The organism is Lacinutrix sp. (assembly GCF_037625555.1).
In the GTDB taxonomy this organism is placed as follows: Bacteria; Bacteroidota; Bacteroidia; order Flavobacteriales; family Flavobacteriaceae; genus Lacinutrix.
The window spans coordinates 1-20,996 of the sequence record NZ_JASJHV010000121.1; the positions used below are offsets into that span (position 1 = coordinate 1).

The 20,996-nt window shown below is 31.6% G+C and carries 21 protein-coding genes; 14 read left to right on the top strand and 7 right to left on the bottom strand.

The features are described 5' to 3' along the window. Together QNK89_RS09965 and QNK89_RS09970 are read left to right on the top strand one after the other, a co-directional pair. Window positions 1–377 (top strand): transcriptional repressor (locus tag QNK89_RS09965; RefSeq protein ID WP_340170878.1); only part of this gene is annotated, 377 nt, incomplete at its 5' end. Next, window positions 377–1,648 (top strand): adenylosuccinate synthase, encoded by a 1,272-nt coding sequence (locus QNK89_RS09970; RefSeq protein ID WP_340170880.1) that lies wholly within the window; start codon window positions 377–379, stop codon window positions 1,646–1,648. The genes QNK89_RS09965 and QNK89_RS09970, both read left to right, overlap by 1 nt. A 431-nt stretch (window positions 1,649–2,079) precedes the next feature. On the opposite strand, the gene QNK89_RS09975 is transcribed toward QNK89_RS09970, so the two are convergent. Further along, window positions 2,080–2,343, bottom strand: a complete 264-nt coding sequence (locus QNK89_RS09975) for a hypothetical protein (protein ID WP_340170881.1) — start codon at window positions 2,341–2,343, stop codon at window positions 2,080–2,082. Window positions 2,344–2,854: 511 nt separating this feature from the next. Here QNK89_RS09975 and QNK89_RS09980 point away from each other — a divergent pair. The 8 genes from QNK89_RS09980 (at window position 2,855) to QNK89_RS10015 (ending at window position 12,811) form a co-directional block, all read left to right on the top strand. Continuing rightward, entirely contained in the window at window positions 2,855–4,717 is a 1,863-nt protein-coding gene (locus tag QNK89_RS09980; protein WP_340170882.1) for an OstA-like protein, read from the top strand. A gap of 2 nt (window positions 4,718–4,719) precedes the next feature. Then, the gene (locus QNK89_RS09985; RefSeq protein ID WP_340170883.1) at window positions 4,720–5,904 is read left to right on the top strand and encodes an aspartate aminotransferase family protein; all 1,185 of its coding nucleotides are present in this window, start codon (window positions 4,720–4,722) and stop codon (window positions 5,902–5,904) included. Between the two features lie 156 nt (window positions 5,905–6,060). Further along, window positions 6,061–7,446 carry a tetratricopeptide repeat protein gene (locus QNK89_RS09990; RefSeq protein WP_340170885.1) on the top strand — a complete coding sequence of 462 codons (1,386 nt, stop codon included), beginning with the start codon at window positions 6,061–6,063 and terminating at the stop codon, window positions 7,444–7,446. 60 nt (window positions 7,447–7,506) lie between these two features. Then, the gene (locus QNK89_RS09995) at window positions 7,507–7,821 is read left to right on the top strand and encodes a hypothetical protein (protein ID WP_340170886.1); all 315 of its coding nucleotides are present in this window, start codon (window positions 7,507–7,509) and stop codon (window positions 7,819–7,821) included. A 116-nt stretch (window positions 7,822–7,937) separates the two neighbouring features. Further along, on the top strand, window positions 7,938–8,945 hold the full coding sequence (locus tag QNK89_RS10000; protein ID WP_340170887.1) for a DUF368 domain-containing protein: 1,008 nt from the start codon (window positions 7,938–7,940) through the stop codon (window positions 8,943–8,945). Then, window positions 8,945–9,964 (top strand): DUF368 domain-containing protein, encoded by a 1,020-nt coding sequence (locus QNK89_RS10005; protein ID WP_340170888.1) that lies wholly within the window; start codon window positions 8,945–8,947, stop codon window positions 9,962–9,964. Before QNK89_RS10000 ends, QNK89_RS10005 begins: the two co-directional genes overlap by 1 nt. Beyond that, entirely contained in the window at window positions 9,957–10,694 is a 738-nt protein-coding gene (locus QNK89_RS10010; protein ID WP_340170889.1) for a shikimate dehydrogenase, read from the top strand. The genes QNK89_RS10005 and QNK89_RS10010 overlap by 8 nt, the downstream gene beginning before the upstream one ends. A gap of 101 nt (window positions 10,695–10,795) precedes the next feature. Beyond that, window positions 10,796–12,811 (top strand): DUF349 domain-containing protein, encoded by a 2,016-nt coding sequence (locus tag QNK89_RS10015; RefSeq protein ID WP_340170890.1) that lies wholly within the window; start codon window positions 10,796–10,798, stop codon window positions 12,809–12,811. 344 nt (window positions 12,812–13,155) lie between these two features. Here the strand turns inward: QNK89_RS10015 and mazG are convergent, their stop codons facing one another. The 4 genes from mazG to ruvX all read right to left on the bottom strand — a co-directional run bounded on the left by mazG (window position 13,156) and on the right by ruvX (window position 15,494). After that, window positions 13,156–13,929 carry a nucleoside triphosphate pyrophosphohydrolase gene (mazG, locus tag QNK89_RS10020; RefSeq protein WP_340170891.1) on the bottom strand — a complete coding sequence of 258 codons (774 nt, stop codon included), beginning with the start codon at window positions 13,927–13,929 and terminating at the stop codon, window positions 13,156–13,158. 87 nt (window positions 13,930–14,016) lie between these two features. Further along, complete coding sequence (locus QNK89_RS10025; RefSeq protein ID WP_340170892.1) at window positions 14,017–14,433, bottom strand: DUF5606 domain-containing protein; 417 nt, start codon at window positions 14,431–14,433, stop codon at window positions 14,017–14,019. Window positions 14,434–14,488: 55 nt separating this feature from the next. Next, entirely contained in the window at window positions 14,489–15,079 is a 591-nt protein-coding gene (gene def / locus QNK89_RS10030; RefSeq protein ID WP_340170894.1) for a peptide deformylase, read from the bottom strand. A 4-nt stretch (window positions 15,080–15,083) separates the two neighbouring features. Then, complete coding sequence (ruvX, locus tag QNK89_RS10035; protein WP_340170895.1) at window positions 15,084–15,494, bottom strand: Holliday junction resolvase RuvX; 411 nt, start codon at window positions 15,492–15,494, stop codon at window positions 15,084–15,086. A gap of 262 nt (window positions 15,495–15,756) precedes the next feature. Here ruvX and QNK89_RS10040 point away from each other — a divergent pair, with 262 nt between their 5' ends. After that, window positions 15,757–16,572 carry a 2,3,4,5-tetrahydropyridine-2,6-dicarboxylate N-succinyltransferase gene (locus QNK89_RS10040; RefSeq protein ID WP_340170896.1) on the top strand — a complete coding sequence of 272 codons (816 nt, stop codon included), beginning with the start codon at window positions 15,757–15,759 and terminating at the stop codon, window positions 16,570–16,572. A 70-nt stretch (window positions 16,573–16,642) separates the two neighbouring features. On the opposite strand, the gene QNK89_RS10045 is transcribed toward QNK89_RS10040, so the two are convergent. Continuing rightward, window positions 16,643–17,404 (bottom strand): lipopolysaccharide kinase, encoded by a 762-nt coding sequence (locus QNK89_RS10045; protein WP_340170897.1) that lies wholly within the window; start codon window positions 17,402–17,404, stop codon window positions 16,643–16,645. A 143-nt stretch (window positions 17,405–17,547) separates the two neighbouring features. Between QNK89_RS10045 and QNK89_RS10050 the strand changes: the two genes are divergently transcribed. Together QNK89_RS10050 and QNK89_RS10055 are read left to right on the top strand one after the other, a co-directional pair. Next, window positions 17,548–18,618: a glycosyltransferase family 9 protein gene (locus QNK89_RS10050; protein WP_340170898.1), complete on the top strand. Its 1,071-nt coding sequence runs from the start codon at window positions 17,548–17,550 to the stop codon at window positions 18,616–18,618. After that, window positions 18,618–19,196, top strand: coding sequence for a class I SAM-dependent methyltransferase (locus QNK89_RS10055; protein ID WP_340170899.1), 579 nt, complete (start codon window positions 18,618–18,620; stop codon window positions 19,194–19,196). The genes QNK89_RS10050 and QNK89_RS10055 overlap by 1 nt, the downstream gene beginning before the upstream one ends. A gap of 141 nt (window positions 19,197–19,337) precedes the next feature. On the opposite strand, the gene QNK89_RS10060 is transcribed toward QNK89_RS10055, so the two are convergent. Further along, window positions 19,338–20,171 carry a glycosyltransferase family 2 protein gene (locus QNK89_RS10060; RefSeq protein ID WP_340170901.1) on the bottom strand — a complete coding sequence of 278 codons (834 nt, stop codon included), beginning with the start codon at window positions 20,169–20,171 and terminating at the stop codon, window positions 19,338–19,340. A gap of 82 nt (window positions 20,172–20,253) precedes the next feature. Between QNK89_RS10060 and QNK89_RS10065 the strand changes: the two genes are divergently transcribed. Continuing rightward, window positions 20,254–20,991 (top strand): glycosyltransferase family 2 protein, encoded by a 738-nt coding sequence (locus tag QNK89_RS10065; protein ID WP_340170902.1) that lies wholly within the window; start codon window positions 20,254–20,256, stop codon window positions 20,989–20,991. The last annotated feature ends 5 nt before the right edge of the window (window positions 20,992–20,996 follow it).

Consider the following 20,996-nt stretch of genomic DNA (forward strand, 5'->3'; position numbering starts at 1 on the left):
ACTCTATTCTTCAAGAAATATACAATAATAAAGAACATTTTGATATTGAGTCTTTATACCTAAAGATGAAGAACAAAAAATACCGTGTTAGTCGCGCAACACTTTACAATACTATAGAATTACTTTTAGCATGTGGATTAGTTAGAAAGCACCAATTTGGGCAAATCCAATCGCATTACGAAAAATCGTATTTCGATAAGCAACATGACCATGTTATTTTAACAGATACTGGTGAAGTTATCGAGTTTTGCGATCCACGAATACAATCCATAAAAAAAACTATTGAAGAGGTTTTTGATATTAAAATCAATTCACATTCGCTTTACTTTTATGGAACAAAAAACACAAAAAAAACAACTAAAAACAACCAACTATAATGGCAGTAGATTTACTTCTAGGTTTACAATGGGGAGACGAAGGCAAAGGAAAAATTGTCGATGTATTAACCTCTAAATACAATATTATTGCACGCTTTCAAGGTGGTCCAAATGCTGGACACACTCTTAAATTCGATGGCATAAAGCATGTGCTTAGAACAATTCCTTCTGGAATTTTTCATAAAGAATCAATGAATGTTATTGGAAATGGCGTAGTAGTCGATCCTGTAGTATTTATAAAAGAATTAGAAGGCTTAGATCAATTTGATATAGATTATAAAGCCAAGCTTATAGTATCTCGTAAAGCACATTTAATCTTACCAACGCATCGTTTATTAGATGCTGCAAGTGAAGCTTCAAAAGGTAAAGCAAAAATTGGCTCTACACTTAAAGGTATAGGTCCAACGTATATGGATAAAACCGGTAGAAACGGTATTCGCGTTGGTGATTTAGAAATGCCAAATTGGAAAGAAAAATACAGAGCTTTAGCAAACAAGCATGAAACAATGATTGCTTTTTATAATGTAGATGTACAATACGATTTAGCAGAAATGGAAATCGAATTTTTTGATGCTATAGAACGCTTAAAAGAATTACAATTTATAGATAGTGAGGCGTATTTACACCAATCTCTAAATGATGGTAAAACCATTTTAGCAGAAGGCGCACAAGGCTCTCTTTTAGATATAGACTTTGGGACGTATCCATTTGTGACATCGTCTAATACAACAGCTGCAGGAGCGTGCACAGGACTAGGTATTGCACCAAACCAAATAAAAGAAGTATTTGGTATCTTTAAAGCGTATACAACACGTGTAGGTTCTGGACCTTTTCCAACTGAGTTATTTGATGCAGATGGTGAGGAAATGGCTAGAGTTGGTCAAGAATTTGGTGCTGTTACAGGTCGTGCTAGACGTTGTGGTTGGTTAGATCTTGTTGCTTTAAAATATACCTGTCGTGTTAATGGTGTTACACAGTTAATGATGATGAAGAGCGATGTGCTTTCTGGTTTTAAAACCTTAAAAGTGGCAACAGCTTATAAGTATAATGGTAAAACAATAGAACACTTACCGTTTAATATTGAGCCAGAGAATGTAGAGCCTGTTTACACAGACTTTAAAGGTTGGAGCGAGGATTTAACTGAAATAACAGAGTACTCACAACTCCCGAAAGCATTAAACGATTATATAGACTTTTTAGAAAAGGAATTAGAAATTCCTATTACTATAGTTTCTGTTGGTCCAGATAGAAAACAAACTATCTTTAGATAATAGACACTATTTACTTAATAGTAAAAACCTATCCACTTAAAATGGATAGGTTTTTTTATGGCTATATAATAACACAAAAAAAACATGATCTGCATCAACTATTGCTTGTGCTGTGTTTTGTGCTGTATCTACTGCATCTGAATACGTGTTAGCTGCTGTTTCTGCTGCTGCAATTTCTCCTTATAATGTAGTTGTTTGAGCTGCATCTTGAGCATCAGCATACGTATTTGCTATGCTATTGCATCTGCTTCTGCTGTTGCAATATCTGCAGTGTTTTGAGCAATAGCTGCTTCAGTAATTATTAATTTACCATCTAAATTTGCATTCTCTAAAGTAAGCAATCTAGATTCTTGGTTAGCATCACATAAATCTAATACTGTATTGTTAGCTACTGTAACTGCTAACTGGATTACATCTGTGTTACCAACTTTTTATTCGAATTTTAAAGAAGTCTTTGCCACTGGCACAACTCTTAATTTAGAAGCACCTACTACTTGGTATACAATTCCGCCATCTTCATCGATAGTAATTTCTATGAAGTAATCTGCAACTCCCCAATTTAAACCTGATAAACTTCCAGACACATTTGTTCCATCTCCTATTGCTAGGTCAAAAACACCATTTGTGTTTGTAGTTACGTTAAATGTTTCTGCGAACGCTTCTGTTCCAGAACTAGATCCCGAAAGGATTCTCACCTTGACACCTAAGTCCTCTTGAACTAAGAGGTCTCCGGCTGCGTCTCTCGCAGCTGCCTAGTGATTGAATGTTTGAACAGTAGCAAAGCTTGCAAAAAAAGCAAACACTACGACTAGTAAAAAAAATTTCATCTTGTTTTTGTTTAAGATTAAATAATGAATAAAATGACACTAAAAAATTCTGAGTATGTTCTTGGTCCAATAACTAAAAGCAAACGGTCGTTTACTTGTGACTTTAGTTGAAAAATAGATTTAAGAAAATAATTCAGTTAATATCTAGCCTTTTTTTTGAATAAAAAAAATTAGTGTTATTATTTTAGTCTTATTATATGTAAATCTGCCTGCTATTTTGTCCTTAATTGTATATGAGCATTTTTAAATACACACTTTATAAAATTTTAGATTCAAAATAAACACACTAACAATAGTGTTTTGGTATTAAAATTATGCTAATAGTCAATGCTAACTCAATATAATCGTTATTTTTGTTCCATTATATTAAGGACACTATATGTTTAAAAAACTATTTACACTCTTTTTACTTATTTTACTATTTTTTAATAGTCATGCACAACAACCTAAAAACATAGAGATTAAAGACTCTGGTGCTTTTGGCGAGATAGATGAAGTCAACTATCCAGGTGCAAGAATTTTAACACGTAGTGATTCAGGACAGGTTCATGTTTTTCACGATGGTATAGATATGTATTGTGACCAGGCTGTTTTATATGGCAAAGAAAACTTTGTAGAGGCTTATGGAAATGTAAAAATGATACAAGGCGATACCATAACCATGATTGCCAAATATGCTGAATACAGTGGTAAAACTCAGCTTGCCTACGCTAAAGGTGATGTGGTACTAACAGAACCTAGTGCTGTACTAACAACACAACAGCTCTTTTTTGATCGTGCTAAACAAGAAGCCTTTTATAATGAGGATGGAAAAGTAGTAAGAGATAGTTCTGGAACTATAACCAGTAGAGTTGGTAGGTATTATATGTCTAAAAAGAAATACCGTTTTCTAAAAACTGTAAAATTGGTTAATCCGGAATATGTTTTAACCACTAATCAACTCGATTTTTATTCTGAAACTGGACACTCTTACATGTTTGGATCTTCAAAAATTGTAGGCGAAACGAGTACTGTGTATTGCGAACGTGGTTTTTACAATACTAACAATGATACTGGTTACTTTACAAAAAACTCAAGAATAGATTATGATAATCGTATTGTTGAAGGTGATAGTTTGTTTTTTGATAGAAATCGTGATTTCGCTTCAGCCTCAAATAATATTACAATAACAGATACTATTAACAAAAGTATTATTAAAGGTCACTATGCAGAAGTCTATAAATCTAAAGATTCTGCTTTTGTTACAAAACGTGCTTTAGCCATTTCTGTTCAAGAAAATGATTCTATATACATTCACTCTGATACTTTAATGGTTACTGGAAAAGAAAATAATAGAATTACTAGAGCCTATAGAAATGCCAAGTTATTTAAGTCTGATGTAAGTGGAAAATCCGATTCTATTCATGTTAACCATCAAACTGGTTTAACACAACTTATTAATCTCTTTCGATTATCTAAAAGAGATGCTTTTTCTGTAAAAAGAAGACCTATTCTTTGGCATTTAACGAACCAAATTACTGGAGATACTATCTATATAAAATCTAATCCAGAGACTGAGAAGTTAGATTCGTTAATTGTTTTTGAAAATGCCTTTATTATAAGCAAAGACACTTTGAGTGCAGATTATTTTAGCCAAATAAAAGGCAAACGTTTAGTTGGCTTATTTGACGACGAGAACCAGTTAAAACAAGTTTATATTTTTAAAAATTCAGAATCGGTTTTTGTTATTAGAGATGAAAACGATGAATTTGTAGGTTTAGACAAAGCACGCTCTGCAAATATTGAAATGTACTTTGCTGAAGGAGGTATTTATTACTACAAAAGACTCATCTCATCAGAAGCAAATACCTATCCTGAAAAAGATATCCCAAAAGGCGTAAAAAAGCTAAAAGATTTTGATTGGCGAGCAGAAAAAAGACCTACTAGTGTTGAAGATTTATTTAAAGACGATCCTCCACTAAATTTACCAACAATAAAAGGCTTGGCTCCTGCTGTTCCAGAAGAAGAGTTTTTTGATGAAGACTTATTAAACCGTGTAGCGCAAGCAGATATAGAAAGTAAGCCTAAAATACGTTATGGAGATGCTAGAGATGAAAAGCCTTTAAAAGCATCCAGGCAAATTCCAACTAAGCAAGTTAGGGATGATATAAAAAGAGCAAACCCACAACAAAGCAAGCCTAAAAAAACCTTAAAAAAAGAAGCTTTACCAATATTAAACGAATCGTTTAAAAAGAAGGAGTAATAATGAAAGAAGATTTCTTAAAATACCAATCGCAAACCACACCACATCCTTTAGCTACAGAAATTTCTCACGCTAAAGGCTCTTATATTTACGACACAAACAAGAAGGCTTATCTAGATTTTGTTGCTGGCGTTTCTGCTTGTAGTTTAGGGCATTCTCACCCAAAAGTTGTTTCAGCAATAAAAAACCAAGTAGACCACTATTTACATGTAATGGTTTATGGTGAGTACATACAGAAACCAGCAGTAGATTTATGCCAATTATTAGCTAATAATTTACCTGAGCCTTTAGAAAAAACATACTTAGTAAATTCGGGAACAGAAGCTATTGAAGGCGCTTTAAAATTAGCGAGACGTGCCACAGGAAGAAGTCAAATTATTGCAGCACACAATGCCTACCATGGTAATACTTTAGGCTCTTTAAGTTTAATGGATTTCGAAGAACGCAAGGCACCTTTTAGGCCTTTATTACCAGACATTAGCCATATTACCTTTAATTACGAGCCACATTTAAAACATATTACTACAAAAACGGCCTGTGTTATTCTAGAAACCATTCAAGGAGGTGCTGGTTTTATAGAACCTAAAGACAATTATCTTACAAAAATTAGAAAAAGATGCGATGCTGTTGGAGCGCTTTTAATTTTAGATGAAATACAACCTGGAATTGGTAGAACAGGAAAATTATTTGGCTTTGAAAATTACAATTGTGTACCAGATATTTTAGTTACCGGAAAAGGTCTTGGAGGCGGATTGCCAATTGGTGCATTTACAGCTTCGGCAGAATTAATGGATACACTACAAGACAACCCTAAACTAGGACATATCACAACTTTTGGTGGTAATCCTGTTATTGCAGCTTCTGCTCTAGCAACATTAAAAGAAATAACAGAAAGTGACTTAATGGCGCAAGCCTTAGAGAAGGAACACTTAATTAAATCGCTTTTAAAACATCCTTTAATTAAAGAAATTAGAGGAAAAGGACTTATGCTCGCTGCAATTTTATCTTCTGCAGAAGTAGTAAATAAACTCGTTTTAAAGGCTCAAGACAATGGGTTAATACTTTTTTGGTTATTGTTTGAACCTAAAGCTATTAGAATTACACCACCACTTACCATAAGCGACACCGAAATTATTAAAGGCTGTGGCATTATTATTGACCTATTAAATGAAATACAAAGCAATTAGAGCGTTTTAAACCTTTAGTAACCAAGCATCAAGCTAAATTATTACACACAACATTATAACGTTGTTGATTACTTTGTTAAAAACATTTACCTGCAAAACCTTAAAAAGAGTGCTTTGAGCGTTACCTTTATTGTATCGAATTGCTAATAAAAACCTATGGATTTTAGCCAAGAAGAAGAAAGTAGCAACAAATCACTAACAAAATTTGAGTCTATGCTTAAAACAAACAATGTGTTGTTTTTTGACTCTAATGAATTTGAAAATATTATTCACCACTACCTTAATCAAGGTAAGGTTGCTCTTGCTAAAAAAGCTATCAAACTTGGACTAGAACAACACCCAACTTCTACTAATTTAAAACTTTTTAGAGTTGAGATTTTTGTTTTTGAAAACGATTTACCCAAAGCCAACGCACTTTTAAACGAGCTATATGTTTTAGAGCCTTCAAACGATGAAATCTACATACAGAAAGCCAATATTTTGTCGAAAGAAGATAAGCACCAAGAAGCAATAGATGTATTAAAACGCGCTTTGAGTCTTGCCGAAGAAATTTCTGATATTTATTCATTAATTGGTATGGAATATTTATTTCTAGATCAATTTGACTTGGCAAGAGATAATTTTATGAAGTGCCTAGAAGCTAACCCAGAAGATTACGCTTCACTTTACAATATTGTTTATTGTTTCGATTTTTTAGATAAAAATGAAGAAGCCGTTGAGTACCTTAATATTTATTTAGACAAAAATCCATATTGCGAAGTGGCATGGCACCAACTTGGTCGTCAATATTATGAGTTAAAAGACTTTGAGAAAGCATTAAGCGCATACGATTTTGCCATTATATCTGACGATACTTTTATAGGAGCCTATATTGAGAAAGGCAAAGTTTTAGAAAAGCTAAAACGATATAATGAAGCCATAGAAAATTACAGCATAACATTATCCTTAGAAGATCCAACATCTTTTGCTTTATTACGCATTGCAAGCTGTCATGAAAAACTAGGCAACAATGATTTAGCTGTGCAGTATTATTACAAAACAGTACATGAAGACCCACTTTTAGATAAAGGTTGGATTGCAATTACAAAGTACTATTCTAAGCAAAGAAATTATCAAAAAGCTTTATATTATATTAATAAAGCAATAAATATTGATAGCGAAAACATATTATACTGGAAATATTATGCAAAAATTAACCATAGACTAAACTTCCTTGAAGAATCAGAGCTTGGTTACAAACGCATTCTAGAACTTGGCAACTACGAACTTGAAACTTGGTTAATTCGTGGTGATATCCTATCTCAATTAGGAGAACAGGAAGCTGCTTTATCTAATTTTATTCAAGCTGCAGAGTTTTATCCAGAAAATGCCGAAATAGAGTTTAGATTGGCTGGTTTATATTTTCAATTATTAGAAATAGAAAAAGCAACCTACCATCTTAGAAATGGTTTGCGTTTTGATGCTGAACAAATTATTATTTTAGAAGAATTATTCCCAGAAGTTTTTGAGTCTTTACTTGTTAAAAAAATAATTAGTAGATAGCTTATAAATAATGCTACTCAAGACTTATAATCATGAAAAACATTAGTAATTGTCACGATATTGTTATTTTCAACTCTAACTTTTGCTCAAAAACATACTGAATATTATGATTCAAGTACTATTAATGAAATTGGGAGACTTAAAAATGGAAAAAGATCTGGGATTTGGAAATTTTATCATGAAAACGAAAAATTAAGTAAAACCGGTAATCTTATCTACGGTAAACCTGAAGGGCAATGGAAATTTTATCTTAAAAATGGTGAATTAAAAGCAGTTAGTAACTTTAAAACGGAAAACCAAATGGTGAATGGAAGTATTTCTATACAAATGTTGATATTAAAAGAATTGAAAAATACAATAAAGGAAAACTTGTAAGTAAAGACGCTTTTGAAGAAGAAGACAAACAAAAATAATATTAAATCTCACGCTAAATAAAGTCCTTGTTGGATTACTAAAATTGCATACCTTTGATTCAATAGAAAAATTAAAGTATGCAAAGAACACTTAAAGATTATTTTATTATCGCACTAAAAGGTGTTGCCATGGGAGCGGCAGATGCAGTTCCTGGTGTTTCTGGTGGAACTATTGCATTTATATCTGGAATTTACGAAGAACTAATTACTTCTATAAGCAAGGTTAATTTATCTCTTTTTAAAACATTAAAAAAGGATGGAATAAAAGCATTTTGGGCTCAAGTAAACGGCAATTTTATTATTGCACTACTTACAGGAATAATTATAAGTTTTGCCTCGTTTATGCGTCTTGCAAAATACTTGATAGAACAACATCCTGTTTTAATTTGGTCGTTCTTTTTTGGGCTAATTGTTGTGAGTATTTACTTTGTTGGTAAACAAATTACCAAATGGAAAGCCATAACAGTAGTAGCTTTAATTATTGGAGCAATAACAGCATATTACATTACTAGCCTACCTTCTCTAGCAGCAAACAACAATCCTTGGTTTTTATTTTTTGCAGGTGCTATTGCTATTTGTGCTATGATATTACCAGGAATTTCAGGATCATTCATTTTAATTATTTTAGGTGCATACAAAGCATTAAGTAATGCCATGCATGACTGGGATTTTAAGAAAATATGCATTTTTGCACTAGGTGCAATTGTTGGCTTATTAAGTTTTAGTCGCTTATTAAAATGGTTATTTAAAAACTACCACAATACAATATTAGCATTACTAACAGGTTTTATATTAGGTTCGCTAAACAAAATGTGGCCATGGAAAAAAACAATTTCGATAATGGATGATAAAACTGGTGAAATTTTAGAGTTTAATCAGATTTCAGATTTAGGAACCCTTTCTGTTTTTCAAAAAAACGCTAACGATTTTGAAAGTTATAAAACAGTATTAGAAGAAAGTATTTCTCCTTTTACATATTCTGAAATTAATGGAACACAGCATCAAATGTTTTTTGCTATCGGATTAATGATTGCTGGATTTTTAACCATATTTATTCTTGAAAAGATAGGTTCAAAAAGAGCATAATGCATAGCACGAGAACACTAAAAGATAAAATTTTCTTAATCTTAAAAGGTTTAGGAATGGGAGCTGCAAATAAAGTTCCTGGAGTTTCTGGTGGTGTTGTAGCGTTTGTGGCTGGATTTTACGAGGAGTTTATTCACTCTCTTAAACGTGTAAATACAACCGCCTTTAAATTATTATTAAACGGCAGATTTAAGTCTTTTTTTTACTATATAAATGGTCGGTTTTTAACATTATTATTTTTTGGAATGCTAGTCAGTTATTTTAGTGTTTCTAAAATACTAGACTACTTTATAAAGCATTATGAGCTTTATGTTTGGAGTGTATTCTTTGGAATGATTATAGGCTCTATTTATTATATTAGCAAAGACTTTAAAGATTGGAAAACAACCACTTATTTAGCGCTTTTAGTAGGTGCTGTTATAGGAATTAGTATCAGTTTTTTAGATCCAGCAACCCAAAACGACAACCTTTGGTTAGTGTTTTTATGCGGTATAATTAGCGTTTCAGGAATGACATTGCCAGGTTTTTCGGGATCTTTTATATTAATATTATTAGGTAATTATGTATTGCTTTTGGTAGACTCAGTTAACGCGCTTTATGACACTTTTTACGAAGTATTAGGAGGTAACTTTAGTTTTATAGAAAATATAGAACGCATAAGAATGCTAAAGGTACTTGCCGTTTTTACACTAGGTTCTTCAGTTGGCTTAGTAACATTCTCTCATTTATTAAGCTATATTTTAAAACACTATAAAAGCGTAACTACAGCCTCAATTATTGGCTTTATTATTGGTTCTTTAGGAGTTGTGTGGCCATGGAAAGAAACCATTTTTAAAATAGATTATTCTGGCACTTATATTTTAGATAGTCGCGGAAAATACATTATAGAAAACTACAGAAGGTATTTACCAGAAATTAACACCGAAACTTACACTGCTTTCTTTTATATTTTAATAGGAATTATTATTGTTCTTGCTCTAGAATGGTATGGTAGAAAAACACGAAAAACACATGCGTAGATTTGGTTTAATAGGTAAAGACATCTCCTACTCTTTCTCTCGAAACTATTTTAAAAAAAAGTTTGAAATTGAAGGTGTAAAAAATGTGAGTTACGAAAATTTTGACATTAAAGATATCGCAACATTTAAATCTAAACTAAAACAAGAAACAGATATAAATGGCTACAATGTTACTATTCCGTTCAAAGAAACAATAATACCTTATCTTGATAAGCTAAATAAAAAAGCAAAAATAATTGGCGCAGTTAATACCATTAAAATATCTAAAAAAGGACAATTTATTGGTTATAATACAGACTATTACGGGTTTAAAAAGTCTTTAAAACCACTACTAAAACCTTACCATAAAAACGCATTAATTCTAGGAACTGGTGGCGCAAGTAAAGCCATTGCCTACGCTTTAAAATCTCTTGATATTAAATATGTTTTTATTTCACGAAACGCATCAGAAAAAGCAAAATACACCTACAACGAACTTACAGAAACAATTATTAATACACACCAAATAATTATTAACTGCACTCCATTAGGCACTTTTCCAGATATAAATAACTGCCCAAACATTCCATACCAAGCAATTACAAACAAACACTTATTATTCGACTTAATTTACAATCCTTCAGAAACAAAATTCTTAAAATTAGGAAAACAGAATAAGGCTGTAACAATTAACGGAGAACAAATGTTATTGCTGCAAGCTGAAAAATCTTGGCAAATTTGGAATAAGTAGAAATATTTTTTTTATCTAAATCTAGACCTAAACCCATAATAATAGGCAAGTTTTAGTATCTTTAAAGTCTAATTTTTTACCATAAATAAACATTTTATAAAATGTCAGAGCAAGATAACCTGCAAAATGCAGACGGAAACAAAGAAAACGAAGTACAAGAAAACACAACCACAGAAAACGTTCAAGTAACTGTTAAAGAGGTAATTGAAGAAGTCACTGAAAAACCACAAGAGTCTAAAAACGAGAACACTGAGGATGCTGTAATTAACGAAATTGACGATTCTAATGCAGAAGATGAAGGCACGAGCGAAAGACATACAATTGAAGAAAAAGACTACAGCGAAATGTCTTTAGATGTATTAATTCTCGAACTTGAAAACCTGATAAAAAACGAAAAAGCACAAGCCATAAAAAAGCACGTTGAAGGCATTAAAAATGAATTTAACGAAAAATTTATCGCACTTTTAGAAGAAAAAAAGCAAGAATTTTTAGATAAAGGTGGTAATGAAATAGACTTTCATTATTCAACACCATTAAAACGTAGTTTTAACGAAGCATATAAAGAATATAGAAACAAAATTAAAACGCATTACAAGAGTCTAGAAAAAGGTTTAAAAGACAACTTATCTACTCGATTGCAAATTACAGAAGACATCAAGGCTCTTACAGATCTTGATGAAACTATGAATACCAAATACAAACAGTTTAAGGAATTACAAGATCAGTGGAAAGCTGCTGGATCTATACCAAGAGACAAATACAACAATGCTTGGAATAGTTATCATTTTAATGTTGAGCGTTTTTACGACTTATTACATTTAGACAGAGATTTACGTGATAAAGATTTTGAACATAATTTAGAGCAAAAAACAAAAATTATAGAGCGTGCTGAAGAATTAGCAAAAGACGAAAATAACAATCGTGCTTTTAGAGAATTACAAGCTCTACACAAACTGTGGAAAGAAGAATTAGGTCCTGTTGCTAGAGAACATAGAGAGCCAATTTGGGATCGTTTTAAAGAAGCAACAAAGGTTATTAACGATAAACATCAAGAATATTACCTGCATTTAGATGCGCTTTACGAGAAAAATTTAGCATTTAAAAACGGTATTATTGGCCTAATTGAGGAGAAAACAAATGATCCTGAAAACACACATAAAGCATGGCAAACTAAAATAAAAGAAGTCGAAATGCTACGCAAAGAATTTTTTAAGGCAGGAAAAGTGCCTATAAAAGTAAACGAAACTAATTGGACTAAATTTAAAGTTGCTGTTCGTGAGTTCAACCACAAAAAAAATGATTATTACAAAAACTTAAAGAAAGACCAATATGATAATCTTGATAAAAAAAATGCCTTAATTCAAATTGCAGAAGACAATAAAGACAGTGATGATTTTGTTGCTACAACTCAATTAATGAAGAAAATTCAAGCAGATTGGAAAAACATTGGACACGTACCAAGAAAGGTTAGCGATAAAATTTGGAAAAAATTTAGAGCCGCATGCAACCATTATTTCGATAGAATTCATGTAAAAAAGAATGAAGCAAGCGCTGAAGAAGAGAAAGCATGCACAGAAAAAGAAGCCTTTTTAAAGACTGTTACAGAAACCAAATTATCTGGTGAACAAAAAGCAGATTTAGCTACTATTAAAGATTATATAGCTAACTGGAAAACTCTTGGACGTGTACCAGGAAACAAACGTAAAATTGAAAGCGATTTTAATAAAGCATTAGATACTTTATTTGGTGCTCTAGACGTGAATAAAAATGAAGTTGAAATGATGAAGTTTGAAAACAGACTTCAGGATTTAGCATCTGCAAATGATCAAAGAGGACTAGAAAATGAATATACTTTTATTCGCCAAAAAATTAGTGAAATAAATAGCGAAATCAATCAATTAGAAAATAACTTGTTGTTTTTTAAACATGCTGATGAAAAGAATCCATTGGTTAAATCTGTTCACGATAACATTAAAAAACACACTGAATCTTTAACTATCTGGAAAGCTAAAGTTAAAAAGATTAAAGTTATGGAAAATGCAAAAGCTAGAGCCGAAGCCGAAGAAAAAGCTGCTGCTGAAGCTGAGGAAGCTAATAATACACCAGAAAACGAATAAAAAAACACCTTTTAATAAATATAAAATGCTCGATTAAAAATCAAACAGGATTTTGGCCTCTAACTAAACTAACAAATTATTTCTATTTCGCTTACTAGAAATAATTATTTTTAAAATGATCATTAAAGTATAAGCTATTAACCAATTCTCTATAAAAAAAAGAAGATCATTTGTTGTTATATACGTAGATATAATTGTTTTGGATTTCGAAACATAAAAAAAAATATTTTTTTTACTATTTCCCAGCAAAAGTTGAGTATTTGAAAATCAGGAGATTTTCCAATTACAGTTTTTTCGCTTCCTCCCAAAAAACTTGGGTATTTGAAAATCAGGAGATTTTCCAATTACAGTTTTTTCGCTTCCTCCCAAAAAACATCCATTTCAGCCAAAGTCATGTCTTTTAAATCTTTGTTTAAAGCTTTTGCTTTAGCTTCTAGATATTGAAACCGTTTTGAAAACTTCTTATTTGTTCTTTCTAAAGCGTTTTCTGGGTTTATATCTACAAAGCGAGCATAGTTTACTAAAGAGAATAAAACATCACCAAATTCGCTCTCCATAGCTTCTCTGTCTTTCTTAGCAACCTCTACTTTAAACTCATTTATCTCCTCTTCTACTTTTTCCCAAACTTGTTCTGGTTTTTCCCAATCGAAACCTACTCCTGCTACCTTATCTTGAATACGGTTTGCTTTTACTAAAGCTGGCAAGCTTTTAGGCACGCCTTCTAAAACACTAGTTTTACCTTCTTTAAGTTTTAGTTTCTCCCAATTGCGTTTTACTTCGGCTTCATCTTTTACTTTTACATCTCCATAAATATGTGGATGTCTGTGTATTAACTTATCGCAAATAGAATTACAGACATCTGCTATATCGAAGGTGTTAGTTTCACTTCCAATTTTAGAATAAAACACTAAATGTAATAACACATCACCTAACTCTTTTTTTACTTCCTCTAAATCGTTGTCTAGAATAGCATCTCCAAGCTCGTAAGTTTCCTCTATGGTTAAGTGACGTAGACTTTCCATAGTCTGTTTTTTATCCCAAGGACATTGATCACGAAGCTCATCCATAATGGTTAATAAACGATCGAATGCTTTTAGTTGATTTGCTCTAGAATTCATTTAAAAAGTGTTTTTGTAAAGATAATTTAAAACAAAAAAATCCAGCTAAAAAGGTGGATTTTAATTTATAAAATGGAATAAATAATTTTATTCCTCTTCGTCTGATTTCTTATTATCTTCCAGATCTAAAAGATTATTTTTTTGAAGCATATTATACCATTGCACAACTTTCTTTATATCGCTTTCATATACTCTGTCTTCATCGTAATCTGGTAAAACCTCGAAAAAATATTCTTCTAATTTATCTTTAGAATCTTTGTGGCTTACAGAAGTTTGTGCACCATTTTCTTTATCTTTAATCTTACCTAAAACGGCACGTAAAGGCACTTCCTCTGTTAATGTGTAAATAGCTATTTCACTTAAAATGCTAACATTCTGTTGGATACCAACAGAAATTTTACGGTTATCTAATAAAGATTTTGCTATAAAACCACCTCTAGTTTGTGTTACTAACTCGTATAAACCTGGTTTTCCTGCAATTGCTAATATTTTATCTAATGCCATATCTCTTTTTTAATCGAGCGCAAATATCTTGTACTCTTATTTGTTTTGCAAATTTTTAACGCTTCTTTTTCATGTTTGGAAACTTCATTCTATAATCTACGTTTATCTTTCCTTTAGAAATGTTAAGTAGCTTCCCTTTAATTAAACGTTTTTTTAAGCTCGATAATTTATCTGTAAATAAAACACCTTCAATATGGTCGTACTCGTGTTGGAATACTCTCGCTGCTAAACCATCTAATTCTATGTGGTGCTTTTTAAAATCTTCGTCAAAATATTCTACTTTAATATTTGGCTTTCTAAAGACATCTTCTCTAACATCTGGTATGCTTAGACAACCTTCATTAAAAGCCCACTCGTCTCCTGTTTCTTCTAAAATAATAGGATTAATAAACGTATGGTTAAAGTCTTTTAAAAAAGCACGCTCTGCATCGTCTAACACATCATCGTCTGCAAAAGGAGAAGCGTCTACCAAAAACATACGAATAGGTAAGCCTATTTGTGGTGCAGCTAAACCTACTCCATGAGCGCCATACATTGTTTCTTTCATGTTGGCTATTAACTCCTTAAATTTAGGATAGTCTTTTGCGATTTCTTTCGCTTTTAATTTTAAAACTGGATCGCCATAAGCGACTATTGGTAATACCATAATATTATTTATTGTAAAGGTAACTTTGTAATATAATTGTTGCACTTATCTCATCTACAAGTGCTTTGTTTTGTCTTTGTTTTTTCTTTAAACCACTATCTATCATGGTCTGCATTGCCATTTTAGAAGTAAAACGCTCATCTACTCTTTTAATTGGAATATGTGGAAAAAAAGTTCTTAGTTTACTAATAAAAGGTTTAATTAAAGCTTCGCTTTCGCTGGCTTCGTTATTCATTTGTTTGGGTTCGCCAACCAAGAATAATTCTACCTGTTCTTTTGTTGTATAACTTTTTAAAAAATCTATTAGCTCTTTTGTTGGCACAGTTGTTAGTCCAGAAGCAATAATTTGCATATCGTCTGTGACAGCTAATCCTGTTCTTACTTTACCATAATCTATTGCTAGAATTTGAGCCATTATTAATTTTTGTGCAAATTTAAGATATTCTATACTACATACATAAATATTATGCCAAATTATAAATTGACGTTATATTTGCGTGAAGGATTACTCGTTCATTCTTATTTTAATAAATAAGAATGAACGAGTGCTTCGCAATTGAAGCGGTCTGTTTGAGCTCCTCGTAGAGAGCGAGTAGTGATAGCCTGACCTTTAGGGCACGCCCAAAATAGTAATAATAAGATTTTCGATTTCACGGAAACAAAAAATATTTTTTTTGATGACAGATTTACAACAAACTATAGAAAGTGCTTGGGACAACCGAGATTTATTAAAAGAGGACACAACGCAAGCTGCTATTAGAAAAGTAGTAGATTTACTTGATGAAGGTACTTTACGTGTTGCTGAGCCTATTGCTGATGGTTGGCAAGTAAACGAATGGATTAAAAAGGCTGTGGTATTGTATTTTCCTATTCAGAAAATGGAAACTTTAGAAGCTGGTATTTTTGAATATCATGATAAAATTCCATTGAAAAAAGGATATGCTGCAAAAGGCATTCGTGTTGTACCACATGCTGTTGCAAGACATGGTGCTTTTATTGCTAGTGGTACTATTTTAATGCCTAGTTATGTTAATATTGGTGCTTATGTAGATGAAGGTACTATGGTAGATACTTGGGCAACTGTTGGTAGTTGTGCCCAGATTGGGAAAAATGTGCATTTATCTGGTGGTGTTGGTATAGGTGGTGTTTTAGAGCCATTGCAAGCTGCTCCAGTAATTATAGAAGATGGTGCTTTTATTGGATCTCGCTGTATTGTTGTTGAGGGTGTGCGTGTAGAAAAAGAAGCTGTTTTAGGTGCAAATGTGGTGTTAACTATGAGTACAAAAATAATAGATGTAACTGGTGATGAACCTTTAGAAATGAAAGGTCGAGTTCCTGCACGTTCTGTAGTAATTCCTGGTAGTTATACTAAGAAATTTCCTGCAGGAGAGTTTCAAGTGCCTTGTGCATTAATTATTGGTAAACGTAAAGAAAGCACTAATAAGAAAACGTCTTTAAACGATGCACTTCGTGAGTATAATGTAGCGGTTTAATAAGTTGAATTGGTAGTCTTTAGTTGGTAGTACTTTCTCGAACTACTTACTAATCACTGGATACTGAATACTACTTTTTCTTCTTTAAATACTTTCGCTTTAAATATTTTTTGCGGTTAATTCTGCGCTTAAAGTCTTGAGATGATTGCATTAATAAACGATATACTTCCTCAAAAGGATACTCGCTTATGTTTGCATATTCCGTAGCAATTATTCTAATCATTTTTTTAGATAGCCACAGACGTTTTAAATTATCCATGCGTTTAGTAAGATCCATTTGCTCAAACTGCATACGGTTTAAATCTATGAGGTAGAAATCGTATTTCGCTACGTTTTCAATAATTAATGTGTTTCCTGGAGAATGGTCTAGAAAATTTATATTATTCTCGTGAAGCTTATAAGCAAATTGTGTGAATTGTATTAAAATTTCATCTCGATTATCTAATAACGGATTATGAATTAATACTCTAAAATCGAAATCATAATCTACATGTTTACTAATATAATAACTTGAGGTTAATCCTGTGGTTGAAGAATTTTCTAAATAACCAACTGGAAAAGGTGTTAGAATTGATTGTGAAATTAATTTTTCGGCATACTCAAAAGAACGCTTTGCTTTGCTTTTTCTTATGTGTTTATAAACAAAACTATTAATAAGCTTTGGTGTTTTAAAAGACTTAATATTTAATGTTTCTGTACCAACCTTAAAACTTTTAATTACATTCCTATCTCCTTTAGTAACATAATTTCCCTTGGTATTAAAATGCGTGATGCAGTCTAAAATTTCGGTTTTTAAATGTTCGAACTTATTATTTAAATGTAGGTTTTGCATTAAGTCTTGTTATTTCTCAAAGATATATGAATCTAAATTTTAATAAAAGCCGAAAAAACAATAATTTGCATCAATATCTAAAATTAAGTGTATTTAATTTACTTTACCTTATAGAAAACATACTGAAAAGAGCTCAGCACAAAATGAAAAAAATCTTAGTTATACAGAATAAACGTATTGGCGATGTGCTTATAGCATCTGTTATAGCTCAGAATATGAAAATTATTTATCCTAACAGTATTATTGATTATTTGGTTTACGATTATACCGTTGGTGTTATTGAAAACAATCCTAATATTGATAATATTATTGCTGTAAATGATACTGAATTGAAGAAATTTGGTAGCCTTACCTCGCTTATTAACAAACTTCGCAATAATAAATACGATATTATTTTCGATCCTTATGCTAAATTACAGAGTAGACTCATTTGTTTAGCATCTAATGCGCCAATTAGAATTGGTTTTAAAAAGCGTGATAAAAATCCGCCTTTACCTTTTTACTCGCATAACATTCCATTTTTAAAAGAAAAAACAAAAAACTGTGGTAAAGCCATAGAAGACCGTATAAATATGATGACCTCTGTTTTCGATATAAACGAGAGTGACTTAAATTACGAGCCTAAAATTTTCTTAACAGAAAAAGAACAACAATACAACAAGTTAGAGACTTACAACAAACCATTTGTAATGCTTGGCGTTTTAGGAAGCACGCCTCAAAAATCTATGCCTTACGAATACATAGTTGCTCTTATAAATTTTATTACAAAAACATACAACGTAAATATTCTCTTTAACTATGCTCCTCATCAAAAAGAAGACGCTTTAGGTATTTACGAGAAGTGTGCAGATAAAGACAGTATAGTTATAGATATTTACGAAGATAGTATTCGCGGATTTGTAAAACTAATGAACAAATGCGCCCTTTTAGTTGGTAACGAAGGTGGTACAATACACATAAGTAAAGCTTTAAATAAGCCAACATTTACTATATTCTCTCCTTATGTTTTAAAAGAACATTGGGCTAGTTTTGAAGATAAAAAAACCCATACTTCTATTCATTTATTAGAAGAAAAACCCGATTTGTTTTCTACAGATAGAGAGGAAAGGCGAAAAATTGAAGAAGATCCGTCTTACATGTACAAGCAATTAACTCCAGAGTTAATACTTCCAAAATTAGAAAGCTTCCTTTCTCTTCACCTAAAAAAGAACTAATGAATTTCAAAGATAAATTTCACAATTGGAGACGTAAACAACGTTGGAATAAACAATACAGAAAAGGACGTTGGGATAATTTAAAAGGAGAAAAAGAACGCTCGAGGTACGAGAAAATTATAGAGTTCTCAAATAAGTATGGAAATAAAAATCCTGATATTTTAGACTTAGGTTCTGGTGAAGGTGTACTTCTTGATTATTTTAATAGTAGTACTATTTCTTCTTTTGACGGTATGGATTTCTCTTCTGTTTCTATAAAAAAAGCCAATGAAACAAACAGAGAAAAAGGCTCTTTTGTTTGTGCAGACCTTCATAGTTTTAAACCTGAAAATTCATACGATATAATAGTTCTTAACGAAGCGTTCTACTACATTCATGAAACAAAAAAGAGCGAAGTTATTGAGACCATGATTAAACATCTTAAACCCAATGGCATCTTTTTAGTCTCTATTTACAGAGAAGGTTTAGGGTGTTGGGAATATTTTAAAAATGAAACTTTTAAAGAATTAGACTTCACAACAGTAACAACAAATGAAGAAAAAACCTATTGGAAAATTGGTGTATACAAATTGGCTTGATCTAGATTTTTAATTTAAAGTAAGAATTTGAAAAAAATCAAAGACGTACTTATAATCATCTTTGCCATCATTGTTGTTTTAGCAATACTGTATGCAATGTTCCTGTTTTTTTATGTTCAGTATAAATATGCAAACTAAGAACTATTCTTTTACCTCAAGTTTTTCAATACCATAAGGTGTTTTAATCACTTTATTATATTTAGTATTACGTCTTATAGCCAAATTTCTATCTAGAGACTCTTTAGTTTTATAACCTCTTGGATGGTCTAAATGCAAGCAAATAGCTTTATAACGAATTTGCTTTGTCTTAATACCTAAGTTTACTAAACGCTCTCCAAGTTCACGATCAGGACCTCCATATTGCATGCGCTCATCGTATCCATTAATTTTAATTAAATCACTTTTCCAAGCTGAAGAATTACAGTTATTAAACGTTGCTCCTGTTGGTGTAACAACATCTAAAAAATTAGCAAGCTTATCGCCAACACTTAATTTAAGCTGTTGTTTTTTACCTAGAACACCTTGTTTTTTAAGCCATTTTGGTTTAAAACAATTTTGATTTTCGATATCACTTAATGCAATAGCATCACTAGACGGTTTGTCTAATTTGCAATAACCACCAGATAAAAAGAATCCTTTTTCGGCATATTTTGCGTGAGTAGAGACAAAATCTGGTCTTGCAATACAGTCACCATCTGTCATTAAAATATAATCATACTCAGTTTGTACAATACATTTATTTAGTAACTCTTGCCTTCTATAACCTTTATCTTCATGCCAAATGTGGCGTAAATTTACTGGGTAATCTGCTGCAAATTTTTCTATAAGTTGTTTGGTGGTTTCTTTAGAACCATCGTCTGCTACGATAACTTCAAAATTATCATAATCTTGATGCTTGTAGCTTTCAAGAACTTTACTTAAATAATCTTCAGAATTATATGTACTTACAATAACAGAAATTGGTAAACCACTCATAGTATATAAATTTTGCATTACAAAGGTAAACATATTTCATAACATCATCGAATTTTTAGTAAGTTTGCATTAAGCAATTATTATGACAAAACTCTCTGTAATTATACCTACTTATAACGAAGAACTGTACCTTGAAAAGGCATTGCGTTCTGTTCGTTTTGCAGACGAGATTATTGTTGTAGACTCTTTAAGTACAGACAAAACTGTTGCAATTGCAGAAAAATATAACTGTAAAATTTTATCTCGAAAATTCGATAATTTCTCTAACCAAAAAAATCATGCTTTAAAGTACGCTACTGGAGAATGGATTTTATTTATTGATGCAGATGAGCGCATTCCAAACCCATTACAACAAGAAATCTTAGCAGCAATGGATTCTAGCAAACATGCTGGTTACAAGTTGAATTTTCCTCATTTTTATATGAATCGTTTTCTGTACCATCATAGCGACAATGTTACGCGATTGGTTATTAGAGAAAAGTGTCATTTTGAAGGTTCTGTACACGAGAAGCTTATTGTTGATGGTTCTATTGGCAAACTTGAAAATCCTGTGCTTCATTTTACTTACAAAGGCTTACAGCACTACATTAGTAAGAAAGATAGTTATGCTTGGTTTCAAGCAGAGCAAATGCTTAATAAAGGTAAAAAAGCCACTTACTTTCATTTAGCTTTTAAACCATTTTATCGCTTTTTTAATAGCTATATTTTACGTGGTGGTTTTAAAGATGGTATTCCAGGACTAACTGTTGCAACCATTAATGCTTATGGAGTTTTTTCTAGGTATGTGAAATTGATGTTGTTGAAAAGAGGAATTAGATAATACTT